The sequence below is a fragment of the uncultured Desulfovibrio sp. genome (genome assembly GCF_944324935.1).
GTDB lineage: Bacteria > Desulfobacterota > Desulfovibrionia > Desulfovibrionales > Desulfovibrionaceae > Desulfovibrio.
This window is the reverse complement of sequence record NZ_CALUYG010000045.1, coordinates 1-21847: the sequence shown is the minus strand read 5'-3', so window position 1 is coordinate 21847 and position 21847 is coordinate 1. Positions and strand designations below refer to the sequence as shown.

The following is a 21847-nucleotide window of genomic DNA, read 5'->3' as shown; positions in this document are numbered from 1 at the left end:
TCACGAAAGTCTGTCTGTTTCATGAGACGAGCTTGCCACGCTTTTAAAAAATCAAAAACCATGCCGGACATTCTCTAAGCAATCACTGTGCCATCTACGAAAAAATGTCGAGCTACGTTCTCAGGTTGCGTGACGGAAATTCTCAAGTTGCGTGACTGTTCACAACGTGATGGACGGACAAAAACGGGCTGCCGTGGAAGCCCTGCCGGATATTGCACATGTGCCCAAGGCTATGTGTCCAAACAAAAAGGCGCTTACCGAGCGTCAGTAAGCGCCTGAAAATATGTGGTGCGCCCGGCAGGAATCGAACCTGCGGCCTACAGCTTAGGAGGCTATCGCTCTATCCAACTGAGCTACGAGCGCGCGGAGTAACATATTAGGTGAATGTCATTTCCCTGTCAAGCAGAGGAAAGGGGAGGGATGACGGCGTACCGGCGGCGCGGGTCAGAGGCTGTATTCAAGCATCAGCGTGACGGCAGCGAGACAAAGGCTGGCGAGCAGCACCCCGTAGGCTTTACGGACGCGCAGCGAGAGCACAGCGCCAAGCATGGCGGCGACGTACATCATGGGCCAGTTTATGGTGCGCAGGAGCGGGCCGCGACGCTGGGAGTCCAGCCCTTCAAAGACAAGGGCCAGCAGGGCAAAGCAAAGCAGGTAGAGCGCGAATTGCCAGCAGGCGCGCAGCCCGGCGCCGAGCAGCAGGGCCCCGCCCGGCGGACAGCCGCGCCCTGTGCGGGAAAAGCTTTCCACGCTCGGCATGATGCGGTTGAGCACGATCCGCTGGCTGCGTTCGGCAAAGGCGGCGGCGTAGGCGGCAAGCACGGCAAGCAGCAGCGGCAGCAGCAGGGCCCCGGGGCGGACCAGCCGTAATGGCGGGCCAGAGGGAACATGAGCAGGAAGCTCAGCACCCCCTGGGGAGGGACGACGCTGCCCAGCGGCACCACATCCAGCCAGAGCAGCTCAAGCGTGATGCCCAGCGGCAGGGCCAGCAGCCAGTCGCCGGTCAGCACGCCCATGAGCATGGCCGCAAACAGCGGCCGGTCAACGAGGCGGAAGGTCAGCGTATGCCGGAAGAGTCCCAGCAGGACAAAAAAAAAGCGTAGGGGATGCCCTGTTGCGCCAGATCAAAGAAGCTGTTCAATGGAGTCCCTCACCTTCTCTGACGGTACGCAGCGAAAATCCAGCTGGACGCGGCGGTCCAGCAGGGTACGCAGGTCTTCGCTGTCCTGTTCCGAGACAGCGACATGTGGCAGAAGTTGTTTTTTGCCGGGGCCATAGTGGAGATTGCCGATATTCAGACTTTTCATGGCGACGCCGGCGTCGCTGGCCTGCCGGGCGTCCTTGCAGTCCTCAAACAGGACCAGGGCGTCATCGTCGCAGGATCGCAGGGTATCCGCGAGGGCTTCCAGCATGACGAAATGCGTTTCCACACTCTGCGGGATGGCGAGCAGGGTGATCTGTTGCCTCAGGTCGTCCTGCGCCATGGCGTCATTGGCGACCACAAGATGGCGGGCGGCGACATAGGGCAGCCAGCCTTCGATGACCTGTCCATGCACCAGACGGTTGTCCACCCGAAACCATGTCATGCCTGAGCGCCTGCCTTGTCCGTCTTGTCCGCCTTGTCGCGGGTCTTGTTGCGCAGCATCTTGCCGGCCACCACGATGCCCTTCGTCCCGGCCTCTCCGGCCAGTTCGGCCAGCTCTTCGAGGCTCTTGGAGCGGCTGCTGAAAACCTTGAGCAGCATGGGCAGGTTGACGCCCGTCACCACCTCCACATGGTGGTTGCCCAGCAGCGAAAGTGCGAGGTTGGTGGGCGTGCCGCCGAACATGTCGGTCAGGATGATGACGCCGGCCCCCTTGTCGAGGCGCTGGGCGGCGTCATCCAGCCGTCTGACGGTTTCCGGCACTTCCTGCGCGATATCCACGCTGATGGACGTGCAGTCGCTCAAGGTCCCGAGGATGAATTCCGCCGTACGCAACATGGCCGAGCCGTAATCGGCATGGGCCACCACGATGATGCCGACCTGTGCGGGGCTGCTCTGTTCGTCTGCCATGATTCACCTTGCCCTTCTGACTGTTGGGAAAAATGTCTGTCCTCAGCCTGCCAGCTTTTTCAGCCAAGTTCAAGATGCCGGTGCTCCAGCGTGACCGAATAATCGGCCTGCCGCAGGGCCTGCGTCAGCTCTTCGGCCACGGCGACCGAGCGGTGGCGTCCGCCGGTGCAGCCGATGGCGATGCTGACGCGGTAGCGGCCCTCGGATTCCATGAGCGGCAGCATGAAAAACAGCAGATCCCGCAATTTCTGGAAAAACTCCTGTGCGCCCGGCGAGTGCAGCACATAGTCCGCCACGGCCTTGTCCTTGCCGGACAGGGGGCGGAGCGCGGCCTCAAAGTAGGGGTTGGGCAGAAAGCGCATGTCGAAGACCATGTCCGCCTCCCTCGGGACGCCGTACTTGTAGCCGAAGGAGAGGACGTTGACGCGGATGGAGCGCAGTTTTTCCTTGGCGCGCCAGCGTTTCTGGATGGCCCGCCGCAGGTCGTGGATGGAAAAGCGCGTGGTGTCCACCACGAGATCCGCCGACTCGCGCAGGGGAGCGAGTCGCTCCCGCTCGACGGCAAGGGCCTCTTCCAGGCCGAGACCCTCCCTTTCCAGCGGATGGGGGCGGCGTGTGGTGGCATAGCGGCGCATGAGTTCATGCGGTGCGGCCTCAAGAAAGAGCAGTATGGGCCGGTAGCCGTCGCCGGTCATCTGCGACAGCGCCATATTGATGTCCGCCAGGAAGTCGCTCTGCCGGATGTCCATGCCCAGCGCCATGCCTTTGTAACGGCTCATGGAGGGGCTCGCCATGAGGGCGGCCATGTCCGGGGCCAGCGCGGCGGGCAGCCCGTCCACCGTGAAATAGCCCAGATCTTCAAACACGCCGAGGGCCGTGCTCTTGCCCGCACCGGAAAGGCCGGTGACGATACAGACGGAGGGGGAGACGCGGGAGGCCGCGGTGCTGGCGTCGGCGGAGGGCGTATGCATGGGAAGGCTCGCTGCGGGGGGGAAAAGGCCCCCTTGCGGGGGCCCACGGACGGTTAGAGGACAGGGTCGATGAGGGCAAATCCGCTGCTGCGCCGGCGATAGACCACATTGACGCGCGCGGTCTCGGCATTGATGAAGACGAGGAAGTCGCCGCCCACATTCTCGAGCTGCATGAGCGCCTCATCCAGATGGAGCGGCTTGGGGGCGAAGCGATCCGTGCCCACCACATCGGTGGCGGCCTCTTCTTCGGCCTGCGCCTCGAGGTTGTAGGTGAAGACGTCCACATCCGCATTGCGAGCCTTGCGGCGCTGTTCCTTGACGCGGGAGACCTGCTTCTTGATCTGGGCTTCCACCTTGTCCGTCACAAGGTCGATGGCGGCATACATGTCGGAGGTCTGCTCCGAGGCGTTGATGTGCAGCCCTTCGCCGGAAACGGTCACTTCACAGCGATGCCGGAACTTGTCCACGGTCAGCACCACGGCCACTTCCAGCCCGGAGGACTTGCCGAAGAAGCGCCCCAGCTTTTCCATGCGGCGGCGGGCATACTTCTTGAGATGATCGGACGCGTCAAAGTTCTTGAAGGCAAAGGAAATGTTCATATGGCCTCCGGTTGTGGGTTAGAAGTGTTCCCTGCGCTTTGAGGACGAGGGGATGTCCAGAGCCGTGCGGTACTTGGCGACGGTGCGTCGGGCTATGGTGACCTTGAGATGCTCCTTGAGCATCTCGCCGAGGCGCTCGTCGCTGAGGGGGGAACGCGGATCCTCTTCCGAAATGAATTTCTTGATGAGCGCCTTGACGCTTTCGGAGCCGACCTGGCTGCCGTCATCCAGCTCCAGCCCGCTGTTGAAAAAGAATTTCAGCTCGAAGATGCCGTGCGGCGTGGCGGCGTACTTGTTGGTGGTGATGCGGCTGACCGTGGATTCGTGCATGCCGATGTCGTCGGCGATATCCTTGAGGATGAGCGGCGCAAGGTGAGTGATGCCGTGCTCGAAGAAGGGGCGCTGATGCCGCACGATGCTTTCCATGACCTTGTAGAGGGTGCGCTGGCGCTGGTACAGGCTCTTGATGAGCCAGGAGGCCGAGCGGATCTTGTCGGCGCAGTATTCCTTGTCGGCGCTGCTGTCGCAGTCCACGCCTTCCCGGGCAAGCTCGGACAACTGGAGCTGCGGCAGGCCGTCTTCATTGAGGAGGATGACGAAATCGTCCCCTACCTTGTAGACGTAGACGTCCGGGCTCACATACGCGGGCTCGCCGCCGCCGAAGCTGGCGCCCGGCAGGGGGTCGAGGCTCTGGATGATGTCCAGATATTCGCCCAGGGTGTCCATATCCAGCCGGAACTTGCGCAAAAGCGGCTTGTAGCGATGGGCTTCCAGATCTTCCAGGTGGTATTCCACCAGCTCCTTGAGGATGGGGTCCCGGTCATAGTTCAGGTTACGCAGCTGGATGAGCAGGCATTCCCGGGCATCACGGGCGGCGACGCCCACGGGGTCGAAGAAATGGATGCGGTCAAGCACGGCCTCCACTTCCTCCGGCGTGGCGCCCGTCAGCTCCGTCACCTCCTGCACGCTGGCCCGAAGGTAGCCGGAGGAGGAAAGATTGCCGATGATGGCCTCGCCGATCTCCTTCTGGCGGTCATCCAGCGTGGAAAGGCGCAACTGCCACATGAGGTGGCTTTCCAGCGAGGGCTTGGCGGCGTAGCGGGCTTCCAGCGGGGAGAGCTCTTCCGGGAGCTCATGTTCCCGGGGCTGGACGAGGCGGGGGGTGCTGGCGAATTCGCCGAGGTAGTCCTCCCAGTCGGCATTGCGGGACAGATCCGCATCGTAGGCGGCATCCTCCTCGCGGGAGGCACGGGTCTCCTCCGGGGCCTGACCGTCCGTCAGCGGGATATTTTCGCTCTCTTCCAGAAAGGGATTTTCCATCAGTTCCTGCTGGACGGTCTCCAGCAGTTCCACACGGGAAAGCTGCAACAGCTTGATGGCCTGTTGCAGTTGGGGCGTCATGCGCAGTTGCTGCGAAAGCTTGATCTGCTGACGAAGTTCCAATGCCATAGAGAGCCGGTATCCCTTTTTAGAACCTGATTTTTTGTTACAAATACCATGCCACAGGACAGAAAAACTTGCAACAGCCCTATGGTGCTGCCGGAGCGCAGACGGGGGGCGTTTCTCCCGCGCTCAGGCGGTGGCGGCCGGCGAACGGTGAAAGTGCGCCGGGGAAGGGATGGGGGGGCCTGGGGGGAAGGGAGCGACCGAAAGGCGGCCGCTCCCTTCCCCCCAGGCAGACAGCAAACAGTGTCGACAGGCTCTAGCCGGCGGCCCGCTTCTTGGCCGCGCCGATGAAGTCCCGGAAGAGGGGATGCGCGTGCATGGGACGGGACTTGAATTCGGGGTGGAACTGACAGCCCACGAACCACGGATGATCCGGCAGCTCCACGATCTCCACCAGCGAGTCGTCCGGGGCGAGCCCGCTGAAGACCATGCCCTTCTGGGCGAGGATGTCCCGGAAGGCGTTGTTGAATTCGTAGCGGTGGCGGTGGCGTTCCTCCACCATGTCCTTGCCGTAGGCCGCGGCGGCATGGGTGCCGGGCAGGATCTTGCAGGGATAGGCCCCGAGGCGCATGGTGCCGCCCTTGTCGCTGCCCGTGTCGCGCTTTTCCAGATGCTTGGTGCGGAAGTCGAACCATTCGGTCATCAGGTAGATGACCTTGTGATCGGAGAGGGGGTTGAATTCCTCGGAATTGGCGTCTTCCAGCCCGGCCATGTGGCGGGCGAATTCGATGACGGCGCACTGCATGCCGAGGCAGATGCCGAAGAAGGGGATGCCGTTTTCCCGCACGAAGCGGATGGCCTCGATCTTGCCTTCCACGCCGCGGTAGCCGAAGCCGCCGGGCACGAGGATGCCGTCGCAGCCCTCGAACGTGGCGCGGGCGTTGTCGGCGTCCACGTTCTCGGAATTGACGTAGCGCAGCTCCACGGCCACCCGGTTGGCTATGCCGGCGTGGATGAGGGCCTCGTGCAGGCTTTTGTAGGCTTCCTTGAGATCGACGTACTTGCCCACGATGGCGATGGTGACCCTGCCCTGCGGATGGGCGCAGTCATGGACGAGCTTTTTCCAGTTTTCCAGATTGGCGTTGCGCGCGGGCAGGCGCAGCATGATGGCCACTTTCTGGTCGAAGCCCTCCTCATAGAAGCGCAGGGGCACTTCATAGATGTTGTCCACGTCCACCGAGCAGAAGACGGCGTCCTGATCCACATTGCAGAAGAGGGCGATCTTGCGGCGCATCTCCGCGGGGATGCTCTGCTCGCAGCGGCAAAGGATGATGTCGGGCTGGATGCCGATGGAGAGCAGCTCCTTGACGCTGTGCTGGGTGGGTTTGGTCTTGTGTTCGCCCGCAGCCTTCAGGTAGGGGACGAGGGTCAGATGGATGTTGAGGCAGTTGTCCCGCCCGAGCTCCGTCCGCAGCTGGCGGATGGCCTCAAGGAAGGGGAGGCCCTCGATGTCGCCCACCGTGCCGCCGATCTCGATGATGGCCACGTCCGGCGCCTGATCCCCCTCGGCAAGGGAGAGGATCTTGCTCTTGATCTCGTCGGTGATGTGGGGGATCACCTGCACGGTGCCGCCCAGATAGTCCCCGCGCCGTTCCTTGGCGATGACGTTGTTGTAGATGGCCCCGGACGTGGTGTTGTTCTTCCGGGACATGGGCACATTGAGGTAGCGCTCGTAGTGGCCGAGGTCGAGGTCGGTCTCGGCCCCGTCGTCGGTCACGAAGACCTCGCCGTGCTGGAAGGGGTTCATGGTGCCGGGGTCCACGTTGATGTAGGGATCAAGCTTCTGGATGGTGACGGTCAGGCCGCGCGTCTGGAGCAGCGCGCCCAGAGAGGCCGCCGCCAGACCCTTGCCCAGCGAGGAAAGCACACCGCCCGTCACAAAGATGTATTTCGTTTTCATAAGCTCCTCCGGGGCAATGGCTGCGGGCTGCTCCGGCCCAGGTGCGCGCCCCACGCACATGTTCATCCTGACAGCATATAACCAAAGTCCGGCACGCTGGCTAGCATTGACTATGCGGCACACAAAACGTAATGTGAATTCCCTTTCACCACAGGAAACATGTCCCTTTGAGGAGGCTAGGCCGCATGGGCGCTGTCAATACCTTGGTCATTACGGGCTACGGCACCAATTCCCACCTTGAAACGGCGCATGCCGCGCGCCTTGCCGGGGCGGACAGGGCGGATGTGGTGCATTTTTCGGATATCGTGACGGCCAGGGTGCGTCTGGAGGACTACCATTTCCTGATTTTTCCCGGCGGCTTCCTGGACGGTGACGACCTCGGCGCGGCGCAGACGGCCAGCCTGCGCTGGCGCTACCTCGTGGACGAGGCGGGCACGCCCCTGCTCGAGAGCCTGACCCGCTTCCTGGATGACGGCAAGCTCGTGCTCGGCATCTGCAACGGCTTCCAGCTGCTGGTCAAGCTGGGCGTGCTGCCCGCGCTGGACGGGGCGCGCTTCGAACGACAGGTCTCGCTCAGCCACAACGATTCCGCCCGCTATGAGGACCGCTGGGTCAGCCTGCTGCCCAATGAAAAGAGCCCCTGCGTCTTCACGCGCGGCCTCGGCATGCTGGTCATGCCGGTACGGCATGGCGAGGGCAAGCTCGTGGCCCGTGATGCGGCCACGCTCCAGCGCCTTCAGGACGAAAATCTCATCGCCCTGCAATATGCCGACCCCGCCACCGGGCAGCCCACGCAGGAATACCCCCTCAATCCCAACGGCTCCCCGCTGGGCATCGCCGGACTGACCGATCCCAGCGGCCGGGTGCTGGGCCTCATGCCGCATCCTGAAGCCTTCCACCACGTCACCAATCATCCGGCCTGGACGCGTGGCGAGGTGGACGCGCCCGGGACCATGCTCTTCGTCAATGCCGTGAACTATCTGCGCGGCCTCTGATGGCGCAGCCGGAAAAGCCGGCGTGACGGCCTGCGGCGGCCACCCCCGCGTCAGGCGGGGAAAGCATTTTTTCGCAGCCTTGGCGGCCCGGGGACAGCCTGTCCCCGGGCCGCTCGTTTTGTGTGCGCGGAGATGCAGTGTCGTCTTTTCCGACCGTGCGGCCGCGTCCCGCGGTTTGCGCGAGACGCGGGGAGCGTGCCGCACATGGGGCGCGCCATGCAGATATATGGGCGTTTTTGCCTTTGGAAAAGACAGCACGCGAGATGGCGGCACAGTGTCGCCCGGCCTGGGCCAGAAGGCCCCTCATATTTTTTCCGCGAAATGCCAGGCCGTATGGGGTGAAACGCACAGCGCTCCCAACGGAAAAGGCACATGCGGATTTTTCGGAAGGGGCGACCCCGGTGCTGCGCTGTACCTGCCCCAGCCGTCAGCTCCCCTGCAAGCACTGTCGGGCGCTGCTGTTCGAGATACTGGAGGGCAAGCCCTTTGCGGAAATGGAGAGCCCGCCGGATATCCTGAAAAAGCGGGCCCGGAGGGGGGCAAGGCTGCCGAAACGGCGGATGGAGACGGCGACGGTACGGAGGCGCAGAAGGCCGCCGCCAAAAAGGCCGGTAAAAAATCCGCGACCTCGACCGCCGCGCAGGCGAAGAAGCTGCGGGCCCAGCTTGAGGGGCTGGACAAGGTCGAAACGCTGGTGCTGGGCATCATGGACGTCGGTCTGGGCCGCCTGAGCGGGCCTCGCTATCAGCGCCTGCAGCGGGCCTTCACGGTCTGGCTCTATCGTGTGGTGTTGCAGCGCACAGGCATGACGGCAGCGGAAAACGAGGTCAACGATCTGCAGGAGGTACGAGCCATGCTGGCAGAGCGGGCATTGCAATGGAAGGATGAATATATCCGCCAGGGCGTCCTCATGGGCCGTGAGGAAGGACTGGAACAGGGCCTGACCTTCGGTCTGCGTACGTTGCTGGAATCTCGTCTTGGCAGTCTGCCGCCGCAGGTGGAAGCCAGCCTTGCGGGCATCGGCGATACGCGGCGTCTGTGCACCCTGACGCTGGCGGCCAGCCGGGTCGCTTCCTACAAGGAATTTCTGGAAGAGATACGGCGTGCGGCGGACGCCTGAGCGGCCGAGCTTCCTTATCTGCCTGGCTGGGCAACATGGCCCCGGCAGGCTCCTGACGAAAGCGGGCGCGGTAATGGATACTGAGGCAACGGCCCTCCTGCGGCAGCGGAGCGCCGGCAAGTTTGTTGTTGACAGAAGGATAGAGCATGGCTATTTTGCCAAATATGAAAGAATTGATGGCACGACCGCACAGGGATCTTCTTGCCGAGCAGGCAAAAATTTTCAAGGCGCTGGGACATCCCAGCCGCCTGCTCATGGTGGATGCGCTGCGCGGCGGGGAAAAATGCGTCTGCGACCTGCAGGCGCTCACCGGGGCTGATATGTCCACCGTCTCGCGCCATCTGGCAGTGCTGCGAGAGGCGGGCGTGGTGCGTAGCGAAAAGCACGGCACCAACATTTACTATACACTGGCCCTGAGCTGCCTGGACACCTTCCTGCAGTGCACCAGCACGTTCATCGCAGCACGCATACGCGAAAAGGCGGGCTTGCTGGGGTACGGGGAGCAGGCATCGTAGCCGGCTGACCGGCGGTGAATGCTATCTGTTCTTGTCCATGTCGGTCGGTGACCGCCTGCCTCAGTCGTGGCAGGCATTTTTTGACCGCTTATATTTGTCTTTTTTGCCAATAAGAAAAATATGGGGGGTAATCATGCAAGGTTCCTGCGGCTGCCAGTCGGCAAAGGGGAGGACATGCCCGTCGGATACCGCCGCGCCGCTGCGCGAGCTGACGCCGGTACGGCCGCAACCGGTAAACCGGCTGCGCTATTTCGGCACGGGGCTGCTGGCCCTGATCGTCTGGACGGGTTGCTATCTGGCCATCGAGCCGCTGGCAGGCCTGCTGATCCGGGCCGTCCCCGGTCTGAGCGCCCATGCGTCCGCCGCCGCGGCGCTGGAGTTTTTCGTCTACGATACGGCCAAGATCCTGCTGTTGCTGGTACTCATGGTCTACGTCATCGGCTGGCTGAGGGCCGGGCTGCATGTGGAGCGGGTACGAGATTTCCTGGCCGGACGGCGGCGCGTGCTGGGCTATGTGCTGGGCGCGGGCTTCGGGGCCATCACGCCGTTCTGTTCCTGCTCCAGCATCCCGCTGTTTCTGGGCTTCACCACATCGGGCATACCGGTGGGCATTACGCTGGCCTTTCTCATCACTTCGCCGTTGATCAATGAGATCGCGGTGGTGCTGCTCTGGGGACTGCTGGGCTGGAAACTCACGCTCATTTATGTGCTGGCCGGGCTGGGCGCGGGCATTGTCGGCGGCTGGATCATGGATGCGCTGCGGGCGGAACGCTGGTTGCAGGAGTACCTGAAGAAAAGTATCGGCGCAGGGGCGGCGCAGCGTCCCGCCGAGGCGGCGCAACGGAAGATCGGCCTGCGCGAACGCCATCTGTTTGCCTGGGGGGAAACGTGCTCCATCTTCCGGCGCGTCTGGCGCTGGGTCATCATCGGGGTGGGGCTGGGGGCCATCCTGCACGGCTATGTGCCGGAAGCCTGGTTTGCCGAGCATCTGGGCGCGGGGCAGTGGTGGTCTGTTCCGGCCGCCGTGGCCGTGGGTATCCCGCTGTACACCAATGTCACGGGCATCGTGCCCGTCATGGAAGGCCTGCTGCTCAAGGGCCTGCCCGTGGGCACGACGCTGGCCTTCTGCATGAGCGCCGTGGCGGCCAGCCTGCCGGAAGTGCTCATGCTGCGGCAGGTCATGCGCGGTCGGCTGCTGGCCCTTTTTCTGGTGACGCTGCTGGTGCTCTTTTCCCTGCTGGGCTGGCTGCTCAACGCGGTACAGGGCTGGCTGTTGTAAGGATGGGCGGCATCATCTGCCGCGGGCGGCGTATGGAAGAACACGGAAGAACAAGGAGAAGATCAATGAATATCAAGATTCTGGGCCCGGGATGTGCCCGCTGCCATGAGACGGAAGCGCTGGTGCGGGCCGTGGCCGAGGAAACAGGCTGCACAGCGGATGTGGAAAAGGTGACGGATTTTCGGGAAATGCTGCAACTGGGCGTCATGGCCACTCCCGCGGTACTGGTGGACGACAGGGTCATGTGTTCGGGCCGGGGGCCGACGCGGGAAGAAGTGCGTGACTGGCTTGCAGGGGCTGGACAGAGGTAGTCCCGTCGCTCGTGCCCGGTGTGCGGCAAACCGTTTTCCCTGTCCGTGTGCCGTCGGGGGATCAGCGCGGAGGCGGCGCTGAACGGCCTGTCCACTCATATGCCCTGTGGGACGCGCGGGGTGGGCACGGGGGGAACGCAAGCGGGCGAACCTTTGCCCACACCGGGAAAGAGGCTCGCCAGCCTGCGAAAACCTGTCAGCACGCCTGCCGTCAGGCCCGTTCGATGCGGAATTCCACCTTGTCGGCGCAGTCCGGGCATTGGAAGGGACCGTGATTGATGATGCCCTTGCGGGCCGCGTACACAAAGGGGAAAACGGCGCTCATGGCCATCATGCAGATGTTGGCGCTTTCGTCCTTGGCGATGAGCGGTCCGTCGAAGACGACGGCATCGCCGGCGGAGTAGAGCGGACAGGAGGACGACTGCACCGTGAGGCGGATCTTGATCTCTTCCATGTGGCGTTCCTTTCGGCAAGAGGGGAGAAAAGGGCGGCAGCCGCCTGCCGTCCTCTACGGCAGGGACCGGGTCGCTGGCGGTACAGTAGACCTGTCGGCGAACGGCGTCAAACGGCGGCGTCCTCCTCGCAGGAGGCGGGCGAAAAGTCGAGATGCACGGCAAAGCCCCGCGGCGCGCCGCTGCGGGCGGAGGCCTCGGGATCCGGCCCGAAATGCAGCGAAAAGCCGTGCAGACGGGCTATGCGCCGCATGATGGAGCAGCCCAGTCCGCAGCCCCGCTCCGTCTGGCCCGGCGGACGGAAAAAACGCTCGCCCACGCGGGCGAACTGCTCCGGGGACAGGGCGGGGCCGCTGTTGGCGATGCTCAGGGCATGCGGGCCGAGGTCGATGCGGATGCTGCCGCCCTGCGGGGCATAGCGGATGGCATTGTCCAGCGCATTACGCAGCAGCAGGCGCAGCAGAGGCAAAATGCCGGTGCAGGGAGCCTGTCGCGGAGAGGCGGAGCGGGTGAGCGTCAGCTCTTTTGCGCGCAATCTGTCCCGCTGGCCGTCCAGCGCCTCATCCAGCAGGGCCGTCCAGTCCACGGACTCGCGGGGCATGTCGTCGCTGTCGGGGGAGCCGTCACCGAGCGCCTCGAGACGGGACAGGGCGAGAAGCTGCTCGGCAAGGCGGCCGCAACGGTCGATGGCCTGAAGCATGGACGCCACCGCCTCATGCCGGGCCGGCGCGTCGTCATCCAGCAGGGCAATGATCTCGGCCTGGACGCGCAGTCCGGCCAGTGGTGTACGCAGCTCATGGGCCGCATCGGCTACGAAGGCGCGCTCTCGGCTGAGTTGCGCCGCCATGCGCGCAAAAAGCGCATTCTGGGCGTCCACCAGCGGGCGCAGCTCGGCGGGCGTGCGTGACAGCTCCAGCGGCGTGGCGTCCTGCGGGGAGCGGTCGGCAAGGCGCCGGGTCAGCTCGCGGAAGGGCGCGGTCTCCCGTCCCAGCAGCCAGAAAAGGCCCAGCAGGCAGACGGGCAGGAAGAGCAGCCAGGGGAGCATCTGCCGCCAGAGCAGGGAGAGGGCCATGCCCCGCCGGTAGGTCATGTCCTGCCCCACCACCACGATCCGTTCGCCGTCCGGCGAGCTGAGCCAGACCTCACGCCGTACGGCGTCCTTCTTGCCTGTCGGTCGGTTGACGAATCCCCGCCGCAGGGGCGTGGCGGTCAGACGCCTGACCGGCCCGCCATCGCGCAGCAGACAATTGCCGTCCCGGTCGTAGACTGCGAAGGAGAGCGCCTTCTTGTCCTGGCGGCCGCGGGCCTTCTTGCCGCCGAAGGGCAGGACGTCGCGCGGCGAGGGCAGGACGGCGGGGAGCTCGGGCGGCGGGATGGCGGAGGCTGCCTGGCCGGAGGACGGAGATGTCCCGTCTGGCGAAGGGGAGGGCGGCTCCACCGGATGGGCGATGCCGTGCATGGAGAGCAGCGTCCGGGCGTAGAGGAGCTGCTGGGTGTCGAAAAAGGTATCCAGGTTCCGGCGGTGGACGGAAAAGGAGATCAGCAGCATCACGACCCAGACGAGCAAAAGGAGCAGGCCGGACAGCAGACCGAAGCGCAGGCGGAGGCTGCTGTTGTGCAGGTCGAGACGCTTCATGGTTCATCTCCCAGCATATAGCCGACGCCGTGGACCGTTTTGACGAAATCCCGGCCCAGCTTGCGGCGGATGGCGTGTATATGCACTTCCACGGCATTGCTGCTGATCTCCTCGCCCCAGGGATAGAGGTGCTCCTCGATCTGCCGCCGGGTCAGCGCCCGCCCCCGGTGCAGCAGCAGCAATTCGAGCAGGGCAAGGGCCCGGGGCGGCAGGACGATCTCCTCGCCGTTGCGGACGAGGCGGCGGCTGGCCGTGTCCAGACTGACGCCGCCGTGCGCAAGGCAGGCGGCCGTCTGCCCGTGACGGCGACGGATCAGCGCCTGAAGGCGGGCGGCCAGCTCTTCCAGGGCAAAGGGCTTGGCAAGATAGTCGTCCGCGCCGTCGTGGAAGCCTGCCAGCCGCTGGTTCAGCGCGTCGCGGGCCGTGAGGATGAGCACCGGCACGTCCTGTCCCTGTTGCCGCCAGCGGCGCAGGATGTCCAGTCCGTCCATGCCGGGAAGGGAAAGGTCCAGCACCACCGCGTCATAGGGGGCGGCGGCCGGCGCGTCCAGCCCTTCCCGTCCGTCCTGGAACCAGTCCGTGGCGAAGCCGAGGCGTGTCAGCCCGACCCGGATGCCGTTGCCGATGAGGGCATCATCTTCCACAAGCAGGATGCGCATGCGCCGCCTCCTTCTTCGGGCGCGCCGCCGCGTGACGGCGCGCCCCGGTCGGGCTACTGCCGGACGACACGCCGGATGTCGATGAAGGTGTGCTCCCAGTGGCGGCGTACCTTGCCGTAAAGCAGCACCGTGTCCTCAGCCGAGATCCGCGCGCCCTGCCAGGCCTTCTGGCCGATGCGTACGTCGGCGCTGCCGCTGGCGTCGGTGAACACATATTCCTTCTCGCCCACCCGGCGGCTGATGTTGCCCCGGAGCATGACCCAGCTACCGTCGCCGCGCGTCAGGGCGTCCCGGGCGGAGAGGACGGTCTCGTCCGTGGTGGTGTAGCCGCCCGTGTCCAGCGGGCGAGGGGCGGGCGCAACGGCGAAGGTTTCGCGATCCGCCTTGTCCTTCTTTGCCTGGACGGGCTGACAGTCGAGCAGCAGGGCCGCGGCAAGCAGCAGGGCAAGCGGCAGCATGGGCAGCGGACGGCCGGAACGGGCCTGGCGGGCGAATGTGGTGAGCGGGTTGTTCATGGAATACCTCCGATGTTCTGGTTTGCGCGGGGGGATCGTCCCTGCCCGCAGACCCAGAACACCACAGGCAGCTTATGGAAACCTTAAGGACCGGCAGGGGAGAAAGATTTTTTTCCGTCGCAGGACGGGGCCGCCGGACGAGGCCGCGGGCCTGCGCCCGACACTGCCGGTCAGCTCGGTTTGACGGCCCGCAGGGCGAACATGGGCACGGGGTTGAACGACTCGTCCCGCACGGCAAAGATCCGTCCGCTGAGTTCCCGGTCGCAGGAGCAGCCGGCAAAACCGATGCGCGCCAGCGTTTCCTTGTCCCAGTGCGGACGGCACTCCCGGCTGAGCGGCAGCTCCTGCCGGATGCGCTCGCCTTCGCGCAGGAGGCCGTGGGCCATGCCGGCATGGGCGTCCTGTCCCGTCGTCCCGCCCAGTGCGGTAAAATCGACGGCGCCGTAATCGGCGTCAAAGTTGAGCAGACAGCCGCCCGGCCGCAGGACGCGCCACCATTCCCGGTAGGCGGCATGCGGGTCAAGCAGCGTCCAGGTGACATTGCGGGCCACGATGCAGTCGAAGGAACCGTCGGCAAAGTCCAGGCGCTGAGCGTCCATGGGCAGAAAGGTCACATGCCGTCCGTCCTGCCGGGCCAGCCTGCGTGCCTCGTCCAGCATGGGGCCGCTGCTGTCCACGCCTGTCGCCTCGCAGCCGTGCCGGGCAAGCAGGATGGCCAGAAAGCCCGCGCCCGTGCCCACATCCAGCACGCGCAGCGGCTTCCCGCCGTCGGAGGCGGGCAGATACGGGGCGATCTCCGACCACCAGCGGTCGGCCTTGTCGCTGTGAAGTTCCTGCCGGCGTACCTGGCTGAAGGCGGAAGCCCTCTGCGACCAGTAGCGGCGGATGCGCCCCGACAGGCGCACGGGGCATTTTGCCTCAGGAGAATGTTCGCAATGGCTTTTCATCAGGGTATCCTTTTTTTTCTCATAAGCTGCACGTGGTGTCATCCCGGAACGTCGACTGAAAGACGATGGTCGACGACAGGATCCGTTGCAGACAGGGCGAGGCAATCTCCCCCATCGTGCGTACTTCGAACTCTTCCGCAATAATGCCGTGCTGGAGGATGAGCATCTTGTCGCATAGCATGGCGGCCACCTGGATGTCGTGGGTGATGAACAGATAACCGGTCTCCCCTTTCACTCTTTCGAGCAGATCGACGATCTCCGTCTGGACGGAAACGTCCAGGGAGCTGACGGCCTCGTCGAAGACGATGAGCTCCGGCCGGGAGGCCAGGGCCCTGGCGATGCAGACGCGCTGCACCTGGCCGCCGCTCAACTCATGGGGAAGGCGTCGTGCCAGGCGCGCCGGGAGCTCGACGCGCTCCAGCATCTCCAGGACATCGGCGCGGCCGGCACGCCGGCCGGGCACGGCGCGTATGCCTTCGGCGATGATTTCTTCCACGGAAAGACGCGGATCGACGGATGAGGTGTGGTCCTGAAAGACGACGCTGATCTTTCCCCGGTGGGCCTTGCGCCACCTGTCGACGGGCTGTCCTTCAATGAGGATGTCCCCGGCGTCCGGCTTTTCCACGCCCAGGATCAGCCGGGAAAGGGTGCTTTTGCCGCTGCCGCTTTCGCCAAGCAGGCCCGCTGTCCCGCCTTTTTCGAGCGTGAAGCAGACGCCCCTGAGCACGGGCGTCATCGTACCGGTCCGCTGCCACGGGCTTCGGCAGGCGGGGTAGCTTTTCCAGACGTTTTGCACGGACAGGAAGGGGGTGTCGCCAGCCATCATGCCTGCCTCCCGACAAGGCGTTCAAAAGCGCGCGTCAGCGCAAGGCGCGTGCGTACGAGATGCCGGGTATAGTCGTGCCGGGGAGCGTGGAAGATGTCCGCCGCGCTCCCTTCTTCCACACATATGCCCTTGCACAGGACCATCACCCTGTCGGCAAGCATCTGCACCGCGCCCAGATCATGGGAGACCAGGATGAGCGCTGTGCCATGCCGCCGCATCCGGGCAAGACGTTCCAGGACGGCATACTGATTATGGGCATCCAGTGCCGTTGTCGGCTCGTCGGCGATGACGAGCCGTGATCTCAGCGCAAGACTGACCGCAATCATGCAGCGTTGCAGCATGCCGCCGGAAAGCTGGTGCGGGTAGCTTTGCAAGACGCTCTCCGGCAAATTGACCCCGCGCAGGGCGGCCGCGGCCTCCATGTCCGCCTGGCCGGGCGTCAGCGACAGCTTTTCCCGGAATATCTCCCGCAATTGCGCCCCGATGGTGTACAGGGGGTCAAAGGCCGTCATGGCCTGCTGGAGGATGGCGCTGATGCCGAGGCCGCGCACCCGCCGGACGAGCGGGGCGGGCGCATGCAGCATGTCCGTCCCTTCAAGGAAAATATGCCCGTCCGCCCGGAGCGACGCAGGCAGCAGCCCCATGATCGCCCGACAAAGGAGCGTCTTGCCGCTGCCGCTTTCGCCGACGATGCCCAGGCACTGCCCCTGGCGCAGGCTGAGGCTCACGTCGTCCGCCAGCACGTTTCCCGAATCCCTGTCAGTGATGACCACATGTTCAAGGCGGAGCAGCTCGTCTGTACGATGGGCGTCCATCCGTTATCCTGCTGCGGGACGATGTCGGGGGTCCAGGGCGTCCCGCAGGCTGTCGCCCAGGAGATTGCATGCGGCCGCCACGGACAGGATGGCGATGCCGGGCGGCAGCATCTGCCAGGGATGCAGGACCATGACGTTTCGGGCTTCGGCCAGCATGGCGCCCCATTCGGGAGCGGGGGGTTGCACTCCAAGGCCAAGAAAGGACAGGGCGGAGATCAGCAGGATGACGGCGCCCGTATCCACTGTCGCCAGTACGATGATCTCGCCCGCCGCGTTGGGGATCACATGGCGAAGGAGGATGGAGGGCGTGCCGTAGCCGACGACGTGTGCATAAACGATATAGCCCGCCCCGGCATATTTCTGGGTTATCGTTCGGATCATCCGCGTGTACCACGGCCACTTGGCGAGGATGCAGGCCAGGATGACGTTCTGTATCGATGGCCCGAGCAGGCCGACGAGGGAAAGTATCAGCACTTCGCCGGGAAAGGATATCATAATGTCACACAGTCGCATCAGGAGCTTTTCCACTCGTCCCCGTAGGAAGCCGGCAAGCACTCCCAGGACGGTCCCCAGGGAGATCGTCACGCCTGTCGTCAGGACGGAGAAGCCCAATGTCATGCGGATCCCGTACAGCAGGCGGGAAAAAATATCTCTCCCCAGGTGGTCCGTCCCCAGCCAGTGTGCGCCGCTGCAGGTCGCGAGCTTGTTTTTCGTATCGATCGCCAGGGGATCGTAAGGAGAGATGAGAGGCGCAAAAATGCCGCCCGCCAGGACGACCAGAAGAAAAACCATGCAGACGAGGGCTATCTTGTCCTGCCTGAGGGCCTTCCATGCGCTCATTTTTTCCCCCTGTCGCGCATCCTGGGGTCCGCCAGGGCCGCGCATATTTCCATGAAGGCCTTGAACAGGGCAAACAGGATGCCCATAAGGAGAATATAGGCCTGGATGACGGGGAGATCCCGGTTGAAAATGGCGGATACGCACAATCTTCCCAGGCCGGGCCAGGCGAAAAGACACTCGACGACGAACGTGCCCGCAATGAGCCTGGGGAGGCTCATGCCAAGGCCGGTAAGGCTTGTCTGCAGGGAATTGCGAAAAATATGGCGCAGGATCGTGGTCACACGCAGGCCGCATGTTTTTTCATAGAGGACAAAGTTCTGCTGCTTTGCCTCGAGGAGGCTGCCGCGCAACAGGCGCGTATATGTCGAGATGTAGGGCAGGGCCAGGGTGATGGACGGCAGGATGAGGGAGCGCGGCTCCTCCAGACCGCTCAGGGGAAGGAGATCCCAGTGGACGGAGAACAGCCAGAGCAGGAGCAGGCCCGCCCAGAAGGTAGGGAAGGAGGTGCTGACGAAAAGGAGCGTGCGCAGCACGACGTCAGGCAGGCTCCCTTCGAAAAAGGCGCTGATCAGGGCCGCAGGTATGCTGCACAGCAGGATGACGACAGCGGCCGTCCCCGCCAGCAGCAGGGTGGGGGGGAGCGCCCTGGCCATTTCTTCGGCCACGGGTTTGCCGTCGATATGACGGGTCCCCAGATCGCCTTGCAGAGCATGCGTGAGCCAGTGCAGATAGCGGGCGAGAAACGGCTTGTCGAGTCCGAGTTGTGTCCGGGTCTCCGCCAGCAGTTCCGGGGTCGGCGTGAGGGCATTCACCCGGATGACCACTTCCGCGGGATCGCCGGGGCTGAGCTGGATGAGCAGAAACGAGACAAAAGAGACCGCAAGCAGTACGGGGATGAGGCCGGCCAGTCTGCTCAGGACATATGTCAGCATACCCATGACAGGCATTTCCTGGCGCGCTGCCGGGATTCCGGCAGCCGCGCATTAAAAGTGCATTTTTTCAAAGGGGATCTCATATTGCGAAAGGCCGAACTCCACGCCCTTCAGTCGTCTGGCATAGACGGCTTTCGTCCGGGAATAGGTGAGGGGGATATAGACGCCCTCGTCATGGACGTACGTCAGGATGTCCCGATACATGGCGCGGCGTCTGGCCTCATCCGGTTCGGTCATCAGGCGCGTGATCTCCTCATCCAGCCAGGCCTTGCGCTCCATCCCCGTTTGCGCCTGATAATCCCCGTGGGCGGGGATGCGCCATGAGGAAAGGTAGGACTGCGGGTCATAGGGCGTCCCCCATGACAGGGAATACTGCAATTCAAAGTCTCCCGTCTTCTGGCGGTCAAGGAACGTCTGTTTCTCCTCGCCGATGATCCTCATTTCCACGCCGATCTTTTTCAAGTCCGCCTGTATATATTCGCTGATGGTGCGTTCCTGGGCGTTATTGGCGTTGTAGTACAGGCGCACGGCGGCTTTTTCGCCATTTTTGTAGCGCCACCCGTCACGTTCCCGTTTCCAGCCGGCGGCATCCAGCAGGGCGGCGGCTCTGGCCGGATCATAGGAGCGTTTCTCCAGCGGGATGTCGCAGTATTGCACGCTGGACGCCATCAGCGTATCGGCAACGGTCTCCGAATCGTTCAGGACGCCTTCGGCTATGCCGCGCTTGTTCACGGCGTATTGCAGGGCAAGGCGTACCTCCCGCTCGCGTGTGAAGGGCTGATGCGCATTGAGGAGGATGGCGCGGGAGGCGACAGGCCGGCTGATGGCCGTCTGGAACGTGCCTTCCCGCTTCAGCGCCGCAAAGGTGTCGAGGTTCAGCATATCGCCGTCAGCGCCGAAGATGAGGTCGATCTCTCCCTTTTGCAAGGCCAGGATGATGGACTGATGATCCGGCATCACCTTCCAGCGCACGGCGTGTACGCGGGGTTTTTCGCCCCAGTAATCCGGGTTGGCGGTGAACAGGGCATACTGGTTGTCCTTGTGCTCCGCCAGGATCCACGGCCCGGTGCCGACCAGTCCCGAGACGCCGTTCCTGGTCTGGCCGTCCACAAAGCAGCGGGGGGAGATGAAGCGGAACGGCCGCAGCAGGCCCAGTTCGATGAGGGTCGGGTAGTAGGGGCGCTTGAGGATGAGCCGGTAGGTATGCTCATCGACGACCTCATTCCGCTCGATCTCATTGATCATGTCCAGCCACGCATGGCGGATGCGGTTGGCCATGATGGCGTCCATGTTCATCTTGACGGCTTCAGCGTTGAACGGTTCCCCGTCGGAGAATCTGACGCCCTTCCGCAGGTGGAAGGTGTAGACCCTGCCGTCGTCGGAGATGTCCCAGCTCTCGGCAAGCCAGGGGCTGACCCCGGTGTCGGTATTGATCACCAGCGGTTCGAACACCATCCCTTGCGCGGCCATTTCCCCACCGTACAAATGGGGATTGATGTCGCGGATATCCTTGGTGCTGGCATAGACGAGCTCGCTCCGCCCCCCGGCCGCGCTCCGGCTTTCCTCGTCATTGCCGCAGCCCGCGAGGGTCGCCAGCAGCATCACCATGACGGCCAGCGCCCACAGTCCGTTCCTTCTCCGCATATGTTCCCTCTTTGCCTCAGCTGAAAATTGTAGCAACTTTTTGAGAAACGTGCTACCTGTTGCCGTGTAACACGTTTTATAAAAACATGCTACCCAAAAGGAGTCGGGAATGCAAGAGGAGCGCCGGCACAAGATTCACCCAAAATTGCTCACGCTCGCAAGATGTTTTTTGCTGGCGGCACTGGTCGGCTGGGGCGTCCAGCCGGCCGCTGCCGTCGAGTTCGCGGCCAGGGGCGTCTGGATCAACATGCTGGAATATGGCGACGGCGGCAGCTTCGTCAAAAAGGATCGGCGCGGCAACAGCGTGACCGGCTGGGGCCGCTGGGGCGAGGACGACTTCGAGGCCAGGACCCGTGTCCGCCTGCAACTGGATGCCGTGGCGTCCGAGGCTCTTTCCGGCTCCATTTATTTTGAAATCGGAGCTGCTACCTGGGGACGTGCCAGCAAAGGCGGCGCGCTGGGCACGGACGGCAGCAACATCACCAAGGTCAAGCACGCCTACCTGGACTGGCTGATCCCCGGCACGGACATCCGCACCCGCATGGGCCTGCAACGCATCTTTCTGCCGGATTACGCCTCCGAAGCCTCACAGGTCCTCGATGCCGACGTGGCCGGAATCAGCGTGTCCGTACCGTTCAATGAGACCGTGGGCCTGACCGCCTTCTGGGCGCGCCCTTTCAACGACAACTGGACGGATGACGGCACGGGCTATGCGCCGGACAACTACCTGGACAATGTGGATATTTTCGGCCTGGTGCTGCCGCTGACCTTTGACGGACTGCGCCTGACGCCCTGGGCCATGCTGGGCATGGTGGGCGACAATGCCTTTCGCGCGGGAAATGATTATTACGGCAGCGGATACGGCACGGGCATAAGTCCGGCCTGGTATGCCCTGCGCAATGACAAGGTGGGGCGGCATGCGACCTACGCCTACGGCACGGCCTTCTGGGCGGGACTGACCGGCGACATCACGGCGGTTGATCCCTTCCGTCTGGCCTGGAGCGCCAATTACGGCAGCTTCGACAGTGGCGTACAGGCGTTGAACCGCAGCGGCTGGTATGCTTCCCTGCTGGCAGAGTACAAGCTGGACTGGGGCACGCCGGGCATTTACGGCTGGTATTCCAGCGGCGACGACGGCAATCCCCGCAACGGTTCCGAGCGCCTGCCGTCTTTTGACTACAATAACGAAAGCACCAGCGGCTTTTCCGGCTTCGGCACGCTCGGCACCTGGACCATCGGCCGGGACGCCGTGCTGGGCTACACTCTGGCCGGAACCTGGGGCATCGGGGCGCGCATCCGGGATCTGAGTTTCATGGAGGCAGATTGTCAAACGAAAGTTGACACAAAGAAGACCCCGTCTTCCCTCATTTTTTCCACAGTTGTCTTGTAACC

24 protein-coding genes, 1 tRNA gene and 1 pseudogene are annotated in these 21847 nt (G+C 63.7%); 7 read left to right on the top strand and 19 right to left on the bottom strand.

The genetic code is table 11. From position 1 onward, the window contains the following. Positions 1-286: 286 nt before the first annotated feature. The 9 genes and pseudogenes from Q0J54_RS10070 to Q0J54_RS10035 form a co-directional block, all read right to left on the bottom strand. A tRNA-Arg gene (locus tag Q0J54_RS10070) sits at positions 287-363 on the bottom strand. 81 nt (positions 364-444) lie between these two features. Beyond that, positions 445-822: a hypothetical protein gene (locus tag Q0J54_RS10065; RefSeq protein ID WP_296305340.1), complete on the bottom strand. Its 378-nt coding sequence runs from the start codon at positions 820-822 to the stop codon at positions 445-447. Between the two features lie 137 nt (positions 823-959). Further along, a pseudogene (locus Q0J54_RS12235) lies at positions 960-1034 on the bottom strand (hypothetical protein); the annotation flags it as partial. A gap of 90 nt (positions 1035-1124) precedes the next feature. Beyond that, complete coding sequence (locus Q0J54_RS10060) at positions 1125-1586, bottom strand: PTS sugar transporter subunit IIB (protein ID WP_296305339.1); 462 nt, start codon at positions 1584-1586, stop codon at positions 1125-1127. Further along, entirely contained in the window at positions 1583-2053 is a 471-nt protein-coding gene (locus Q0J54_RS10055) for a PTS sugar transporter subunit IIA (RefSeq protein WP_296305338.1), read from the bottom strand. Before Q0J54_RS10055 ends, Q0J54_RS10060 begins: the two co-directional genes overlap by 4 nt. 59 nt (positions 2054-2112) lie before the next feature. Continuing rightward, entirely contained in the window at positions 2113-3024 is a 912-nt protein-coding gene (gene rapZ / locus Q0J54_RS10050; RefSeq protein ID WP_296305337.1) for an RNase adapter RapZ, read from the bottom strand. Positions 3025-3077: 53 nt separating this feature from the next. Further along, the gene (gene raiA / locus Q0J54_RS10045) at positions 3078-3623 is read right to left on the bottom strand and encodes a ribosome-associated translation inhibitor RaiA (protein WP_296305336.1); all 546 of its coding nucleotides are present in this window, start codon (positions 3621-3623) and stop codon (positions 3078-3080) included. An 18-nt stretch (positions 3624-3641) separates the two neighbouring features. Then, positions 3642-5072 (bottom strand): RNA polymerase factor sigma-54, encoded by a 1431-nt coding sequence (gene rpoN / locus Q0J54_RS10040; RefSeq protein WP_296305335.1) that lies wholly within the window; start codon positions 5070-5072, stop codon positions 3642-3644. Positions 5073-5325: 253 nt separating this feature from the next. Beyond that, a complete protein-coding gene (locus Q0J54_RS10035) occupies positions 5326-6969 on the bottom strand; it encodes a CTP synthase (RefSeq protein ID WP_296305334.1) in 1644 nt (547 codons plus the stop codon). Positions 6970-7154: 185 nt separating this feature from the next. Here Q0J54_RS10035 and Q0J54_RS10030 point away from each other — a divergent pair, with 185 nt between their 5' ends. The 6 genes from Q0J54_RS10030 (at position 7155) to Q0J54_RS10010 (ending at position 11189) form a co-directional block, all read left to right on the top strand. Next, the gene (locus tag Q0J54_RS10030; RefSeq protein ID WP_296305333.1) at positions 7155-7964 is read left to right on the top strand and encodes a phosphoribosylformylglycinamidine synthase subunit PurQ; all 810 of its coding nucleotides are present in this window, start codon (positions 7155-7157) and stop codon (positions 7962-7964) included. Positions 7965-8227: 263 nt separating this feature from the next. Beyond that, on the top strand, positions 8228-8695 hold the full coding sequence (locus tag Q0J54_RS12230) for an SWIM zinc finger family protein (RefSeq protein WP_367172240.1): 468 nt from the start codon (positions 8228-8230) through the stop codon (positions 8693-8695). After that, complete coding sequence (locus Q0J54_RS10025; protein ID WP_296305332.1) at positions 8659-9084, top strand: hypothetical protein; 426 nt, start codon at positions 8659-8661, stop codon at positions 9082-9084. Before Q0J54_RS12230 ends, Q0J54_RS10025 begins: the two co-directional genes overlap by 37 nt. A 176-nt stretch (positions 9085-9260) precedes the next feature. Further along, complete coding sequence (locus Q0J54_RS10020) at positions 9261-9599, top strand: helix-turn-helix transcriptional regulator (RefSeq protein WP_296305341.1); 339 nt, start codon at positions 9261-9263, stop codon at positions 9597-9599. Between the two features lie 133 nt (positions 9600-9732). Beyond that, the gene (locus Q0J54_RS10015) at positions 9733-10878 is read left to right on the top strand and encodes a permease (protein ID WP_296305331.1); all 1146 of its coding nucleotides are present in this window, start codon (positions 9733-9735) and stop codon (positions 10876-10878) included. Between the two features lie 65 nt (positions 10879-10943). After that, the gene (locus Q0J54_RS10010; protein ID WP_296305330.1) at positions 10944-11189 is read left to right on the top strand and encodes a thioredoxin family protein; all 246 of its coding nucleotides are present in this window, start codon (positions 10944-10946) and stop codon (positions 11187-11189) included. Between the two features lie 211 nt (positions 11190-11400). On the opposite strand, the gene Q0J54_RS10005 is transcribed toward Q0J54_RS10010, so the two are convergent. The 10 genes from Q0J54_RS10005 to nikA all read right to left on the bottom strand — a co-directional run bounded on the left by Q0J54_RS10005 (position 11401) and on the right by nikA (position 20455). Further along, the gene (locus Q0J54_RS10005) at positions 11401-11643 is read right to left on the bottom strand and encodes a TIGR04076 family protein (RefSeq protein WP_296305329.1); all 243 of its coding nucleotides are present in this window, start codon (positions 11641-11643) and stop codon (positions 11401-11403) included. Positions 11644-11750: 107 nt separating this feature from the next. Beyond that, positions 11751-13277, bottom strand: a complete 1527-nt coding sequence (locus Q0J54_RS10000) for an ATP-binding protein (RefSeq protein WP_296305328.1) — start codon at positions 13275-13277, stop codon at positions 11751-11753. Then, the gene (locus tag Q0J54_RS09995; protein ID WP_296305327.1) at positions 13274-13936 is read right to left on the bottom strand and encodes a response regulator; all 663 of its coding nucleotides are present in this window, start codon (positions 13934-13936) and stop codon (positions 13274-13276) included. Before Q0J54_RS09995 ends, Q0J54_RS10000 begins: the two co-directional genes overlap by 4 nt. Before the next feature lie 53 nt (positions 13937-13989). Beyond that, on the bottom strand, positions 13990-14451 hold the full coding sequence (locus Q0J54_RS09990; protein ID WP_296305326.1) for a YgiW/YdeI family stress tolerance OB fold protein: 462 nt from the start codon (positions 14449-14451) through the stop codon (positions 13990-13992). 170 nt (positions 14452-14621) lie between these two features. Beyond that, positions 14622-15398: a class I SAM-dependent methyltransferase gene (locus Q0J54_RS09985; RefSeq protein WP_296305325.1), complete on the bottom strand. Its 777-nt coding sequence runs from the start codon at positions 15396-15398 to the stop codon at positions 14622-14624. Positions 15399-15417: 19 nt separating this feature from the next. Continuing rightward, the gene (locus tag Q0J54_RS09980) at positions 15418-16224 is read right to left on the bottom strand and encodes a dipeptide/oligopeptide/nickel ABC transporter ATP-binding protein (RefSeq protein ID WP_296305324.1); all 807 of its coding nucleotides are present in this window, start codon (positions 16222-16224) and stop codon (positions 15418-15420) included. After that, a complete protein-coding gene (locus Q0J54_RS09975; protein ID WP_296305323.1) occupies positions 16221-17039 on the bottom strand; it encodes an ABC transporter ATP-binding protein in 819 nt (272 codons plus the stop codon). Before Q0J54_RS09975 ends, Q0J54_RS09980 begins: the two co-directional genes overlap by 4 nt. Positions 17040-17042: 3 nt before the next feature. Continuing rightward, on the bottom strand, positions 17043-17879 hold the full coding sequence (gene opp1C / locus Q0J54_RS09970) for a nickel/cobalt ABC transporter permease (RefSeq protein WP_296305322.1): 837 nt from the start codon (positions 17877-17879) through the stop codon (positions 17043-17045). Continuing rightward, positions 17876-18817, bottom strand: a complete 942-nt coding sequence (gene opp1B / locus Q0J54_RS09965) for a nickel/cobalt ABC transporter permease (RefSeq protein WP_296305321.1) — start codon at positions 18815-18817, stop codon at positions 17876-17878. The genes opp1C and opp1B overlap by 4 nt, the downstream gene beginning before the upstream one ends. A gap of 45 nt (positions 18818-18862) precedes the next feature. Then, the gene (nikA, locus tag Q0J54_RS09960; RefSeq protein ID WP_296305320.1) at positions 18863-20455 is read right to left on the bottom strand and encodes a nickel ABC transporter substrate-binding protein; all 1593 of its coding nucleotides are present in this window, start codon (positions 20453-20455) and stop codon (positions 18863-18865) included. A 109-nt stretch (positions 20456-20564) separates the two neighbouring features. Here nikA and Q0J54_RS09955 point away from each other — a divergent pair, with 109 nt between their 5' ends. After that, positions 20565-21845, top strand: a complete 1281-nt coding sequence (locus Q0J54_RS09955; protein WP_296305319.1) for an outer membrane homotrimeric porin — start codon at positions 20565-20567, stop codon at positions 21843-21845. The last annotated feature ends 2 nt before the right edge of the window (positions 21846-21847 follow it).

Coding starts and splice junctions, on each gene's coding strand:
- Q0J54_RS10060 (WP_296305339.1), bottom strand. CDS start 1,586: ATGACATGGTTTCGGGTGGACAACCGTCTGGTGCATGGACAGGTCATC.
- Q0J54_RS10055 (WP_296305338.1), bottom strand. CDS start 2,053: ATGGCAGACGAACAGAGCAGCCCCGCACAGGTCGGCATCATCGTGGTG.
- rapZ (WP_296305337.1), bottom strand. CDS start 3,024: ATGCATACGCCCTCCGCCGACGCCAGCACCGCGGCCTCCCGCGTCTCC.
- raiA (WP_296305336.1), bottom strand. CDS start 3,623: ATGAACATTTCCTTTGCCTTCAAGAACTTTGACGCGTCCGATCATCTC.
- rpoN (WP_296305335.1), bottom strand. CDS start 5,072: ATGGCATTGGAACTTCGTCAGCAGATCAAGCTTTCGCAGCAACTGCGC.
- Q0J54_RS10035 (WP_296305334.1), bottom strand. CDS start 6,969: ATGAAAACGAAATACATCTTTGTGACGGGCGGTGTGCTTTCCTCGCTG.
- Q0J54_RS10030 (WP_296305333.1), top strand. CDS start 7,155: ATGGGCGCTGTCAATACCTTGGTCATTACGGGCTACGGCACCAATTCC.
- Q0J54_RS12230 (WP_367172240.1), top strand. CDS start 8,228: ATGGCGGCACAGTGTCGCCCGGCCTGGGCCAGAAGGCCCCTCATATTT.
- Q0J54_RS10020 (WP_296305341.1), top strand. CDS start 9,261: ATGGCACGACCGCACAGGGATCTTCTTGCCGAGCAGGCAAAAATTTTC.
- Q0J54_RS10015 (WP_296305331.1), top strand. CDS start 9,733: ATGCAAGGTTCCTGCGGCTGCCAGTCGGCAAAGGGGAGGACATGCCCG.
- Q0J54_RS10010 (WP_296305330.1), top strand. CDS start 10,944: ATGAATATCAAGATTCTGGGCCCGGGATGTGCCCGCTGCCATGAGACG.
- Q0J54_RS10005 (WP_296305329.1), bottom strand. CDS start 11,643: ATGGAAGAGATCAAGATCCGCCTCACGGTGCAGTCGTCCTCCTGTCCG.
- Q0J54_RS10000 (WP_296305328.1), bottom strand. CDS start 13,277: ATGAAGCGTCTCGACCTGCACAACAGCAGCCTCCGCCTGCGCTTCGGT.
- Q0J54_RS09995 (WP_296305327.1), bottom strand. CDS start 13,936: ATGCGCATCCTGCTTGTGGAAGATGATGCCCTCATCGGCAACGGCATC.
- Q0J54_RS09990 (WP_296305326.1), bottom strand. CDS start 14,451: ATGAACAACCCGCTCACCACATTCGCCCGCCAGGCCCGTTCCGGCCGT.
- Q0J54_RS09985 (WP_296305325.1), bottom strand. CDS start 15,398: ATGAAAAGCCATTGCGAACATTCTCCTGAGGCAAAATGCCCCGTGCGC.
- Q0J54_RS09980 (WP_296305324.1), bottom strand. CDS start 16,224: ATGATGGCTGGCGACACCCCCTTCCTGTCCGTGCAAAACGTCTGGAAA.
- Q0J54_RS09975 (WP_296305323.1), bottom strand. CDS start 17,039: ATGGACGCCCATCGTACAGACGAGCTGCTCCGCCTTGAACATGTGGTC.
- opp1C (WP_296305322.1), bottom strand. CDS start 17,879: ATGAGCGCATGGAAGGCCCTCAGGCAGGACAAGATAGCCCTCGTCTGC.
- opp1B (WP_296305321.1), bottom strand. CDS start 18,817: ATGGGTATGCTGACATATGTCCTGAGCAGACTGGCCGGCCTCATCCCC.
- nikA (WP_296305320.1), bottom strand. CDS start 20,455: ATGCGGAGAAGGAACGGACTGTGGGCGCTGGCCGTCATGGTGATGCTG.
- Q0J54_RS09955 (WP_296305319.1), top strand. CDS start 20,565: ATGCAAGAGGAGCGCCGGCACAAGATTCACCCAAAATTGCTCACGCTC.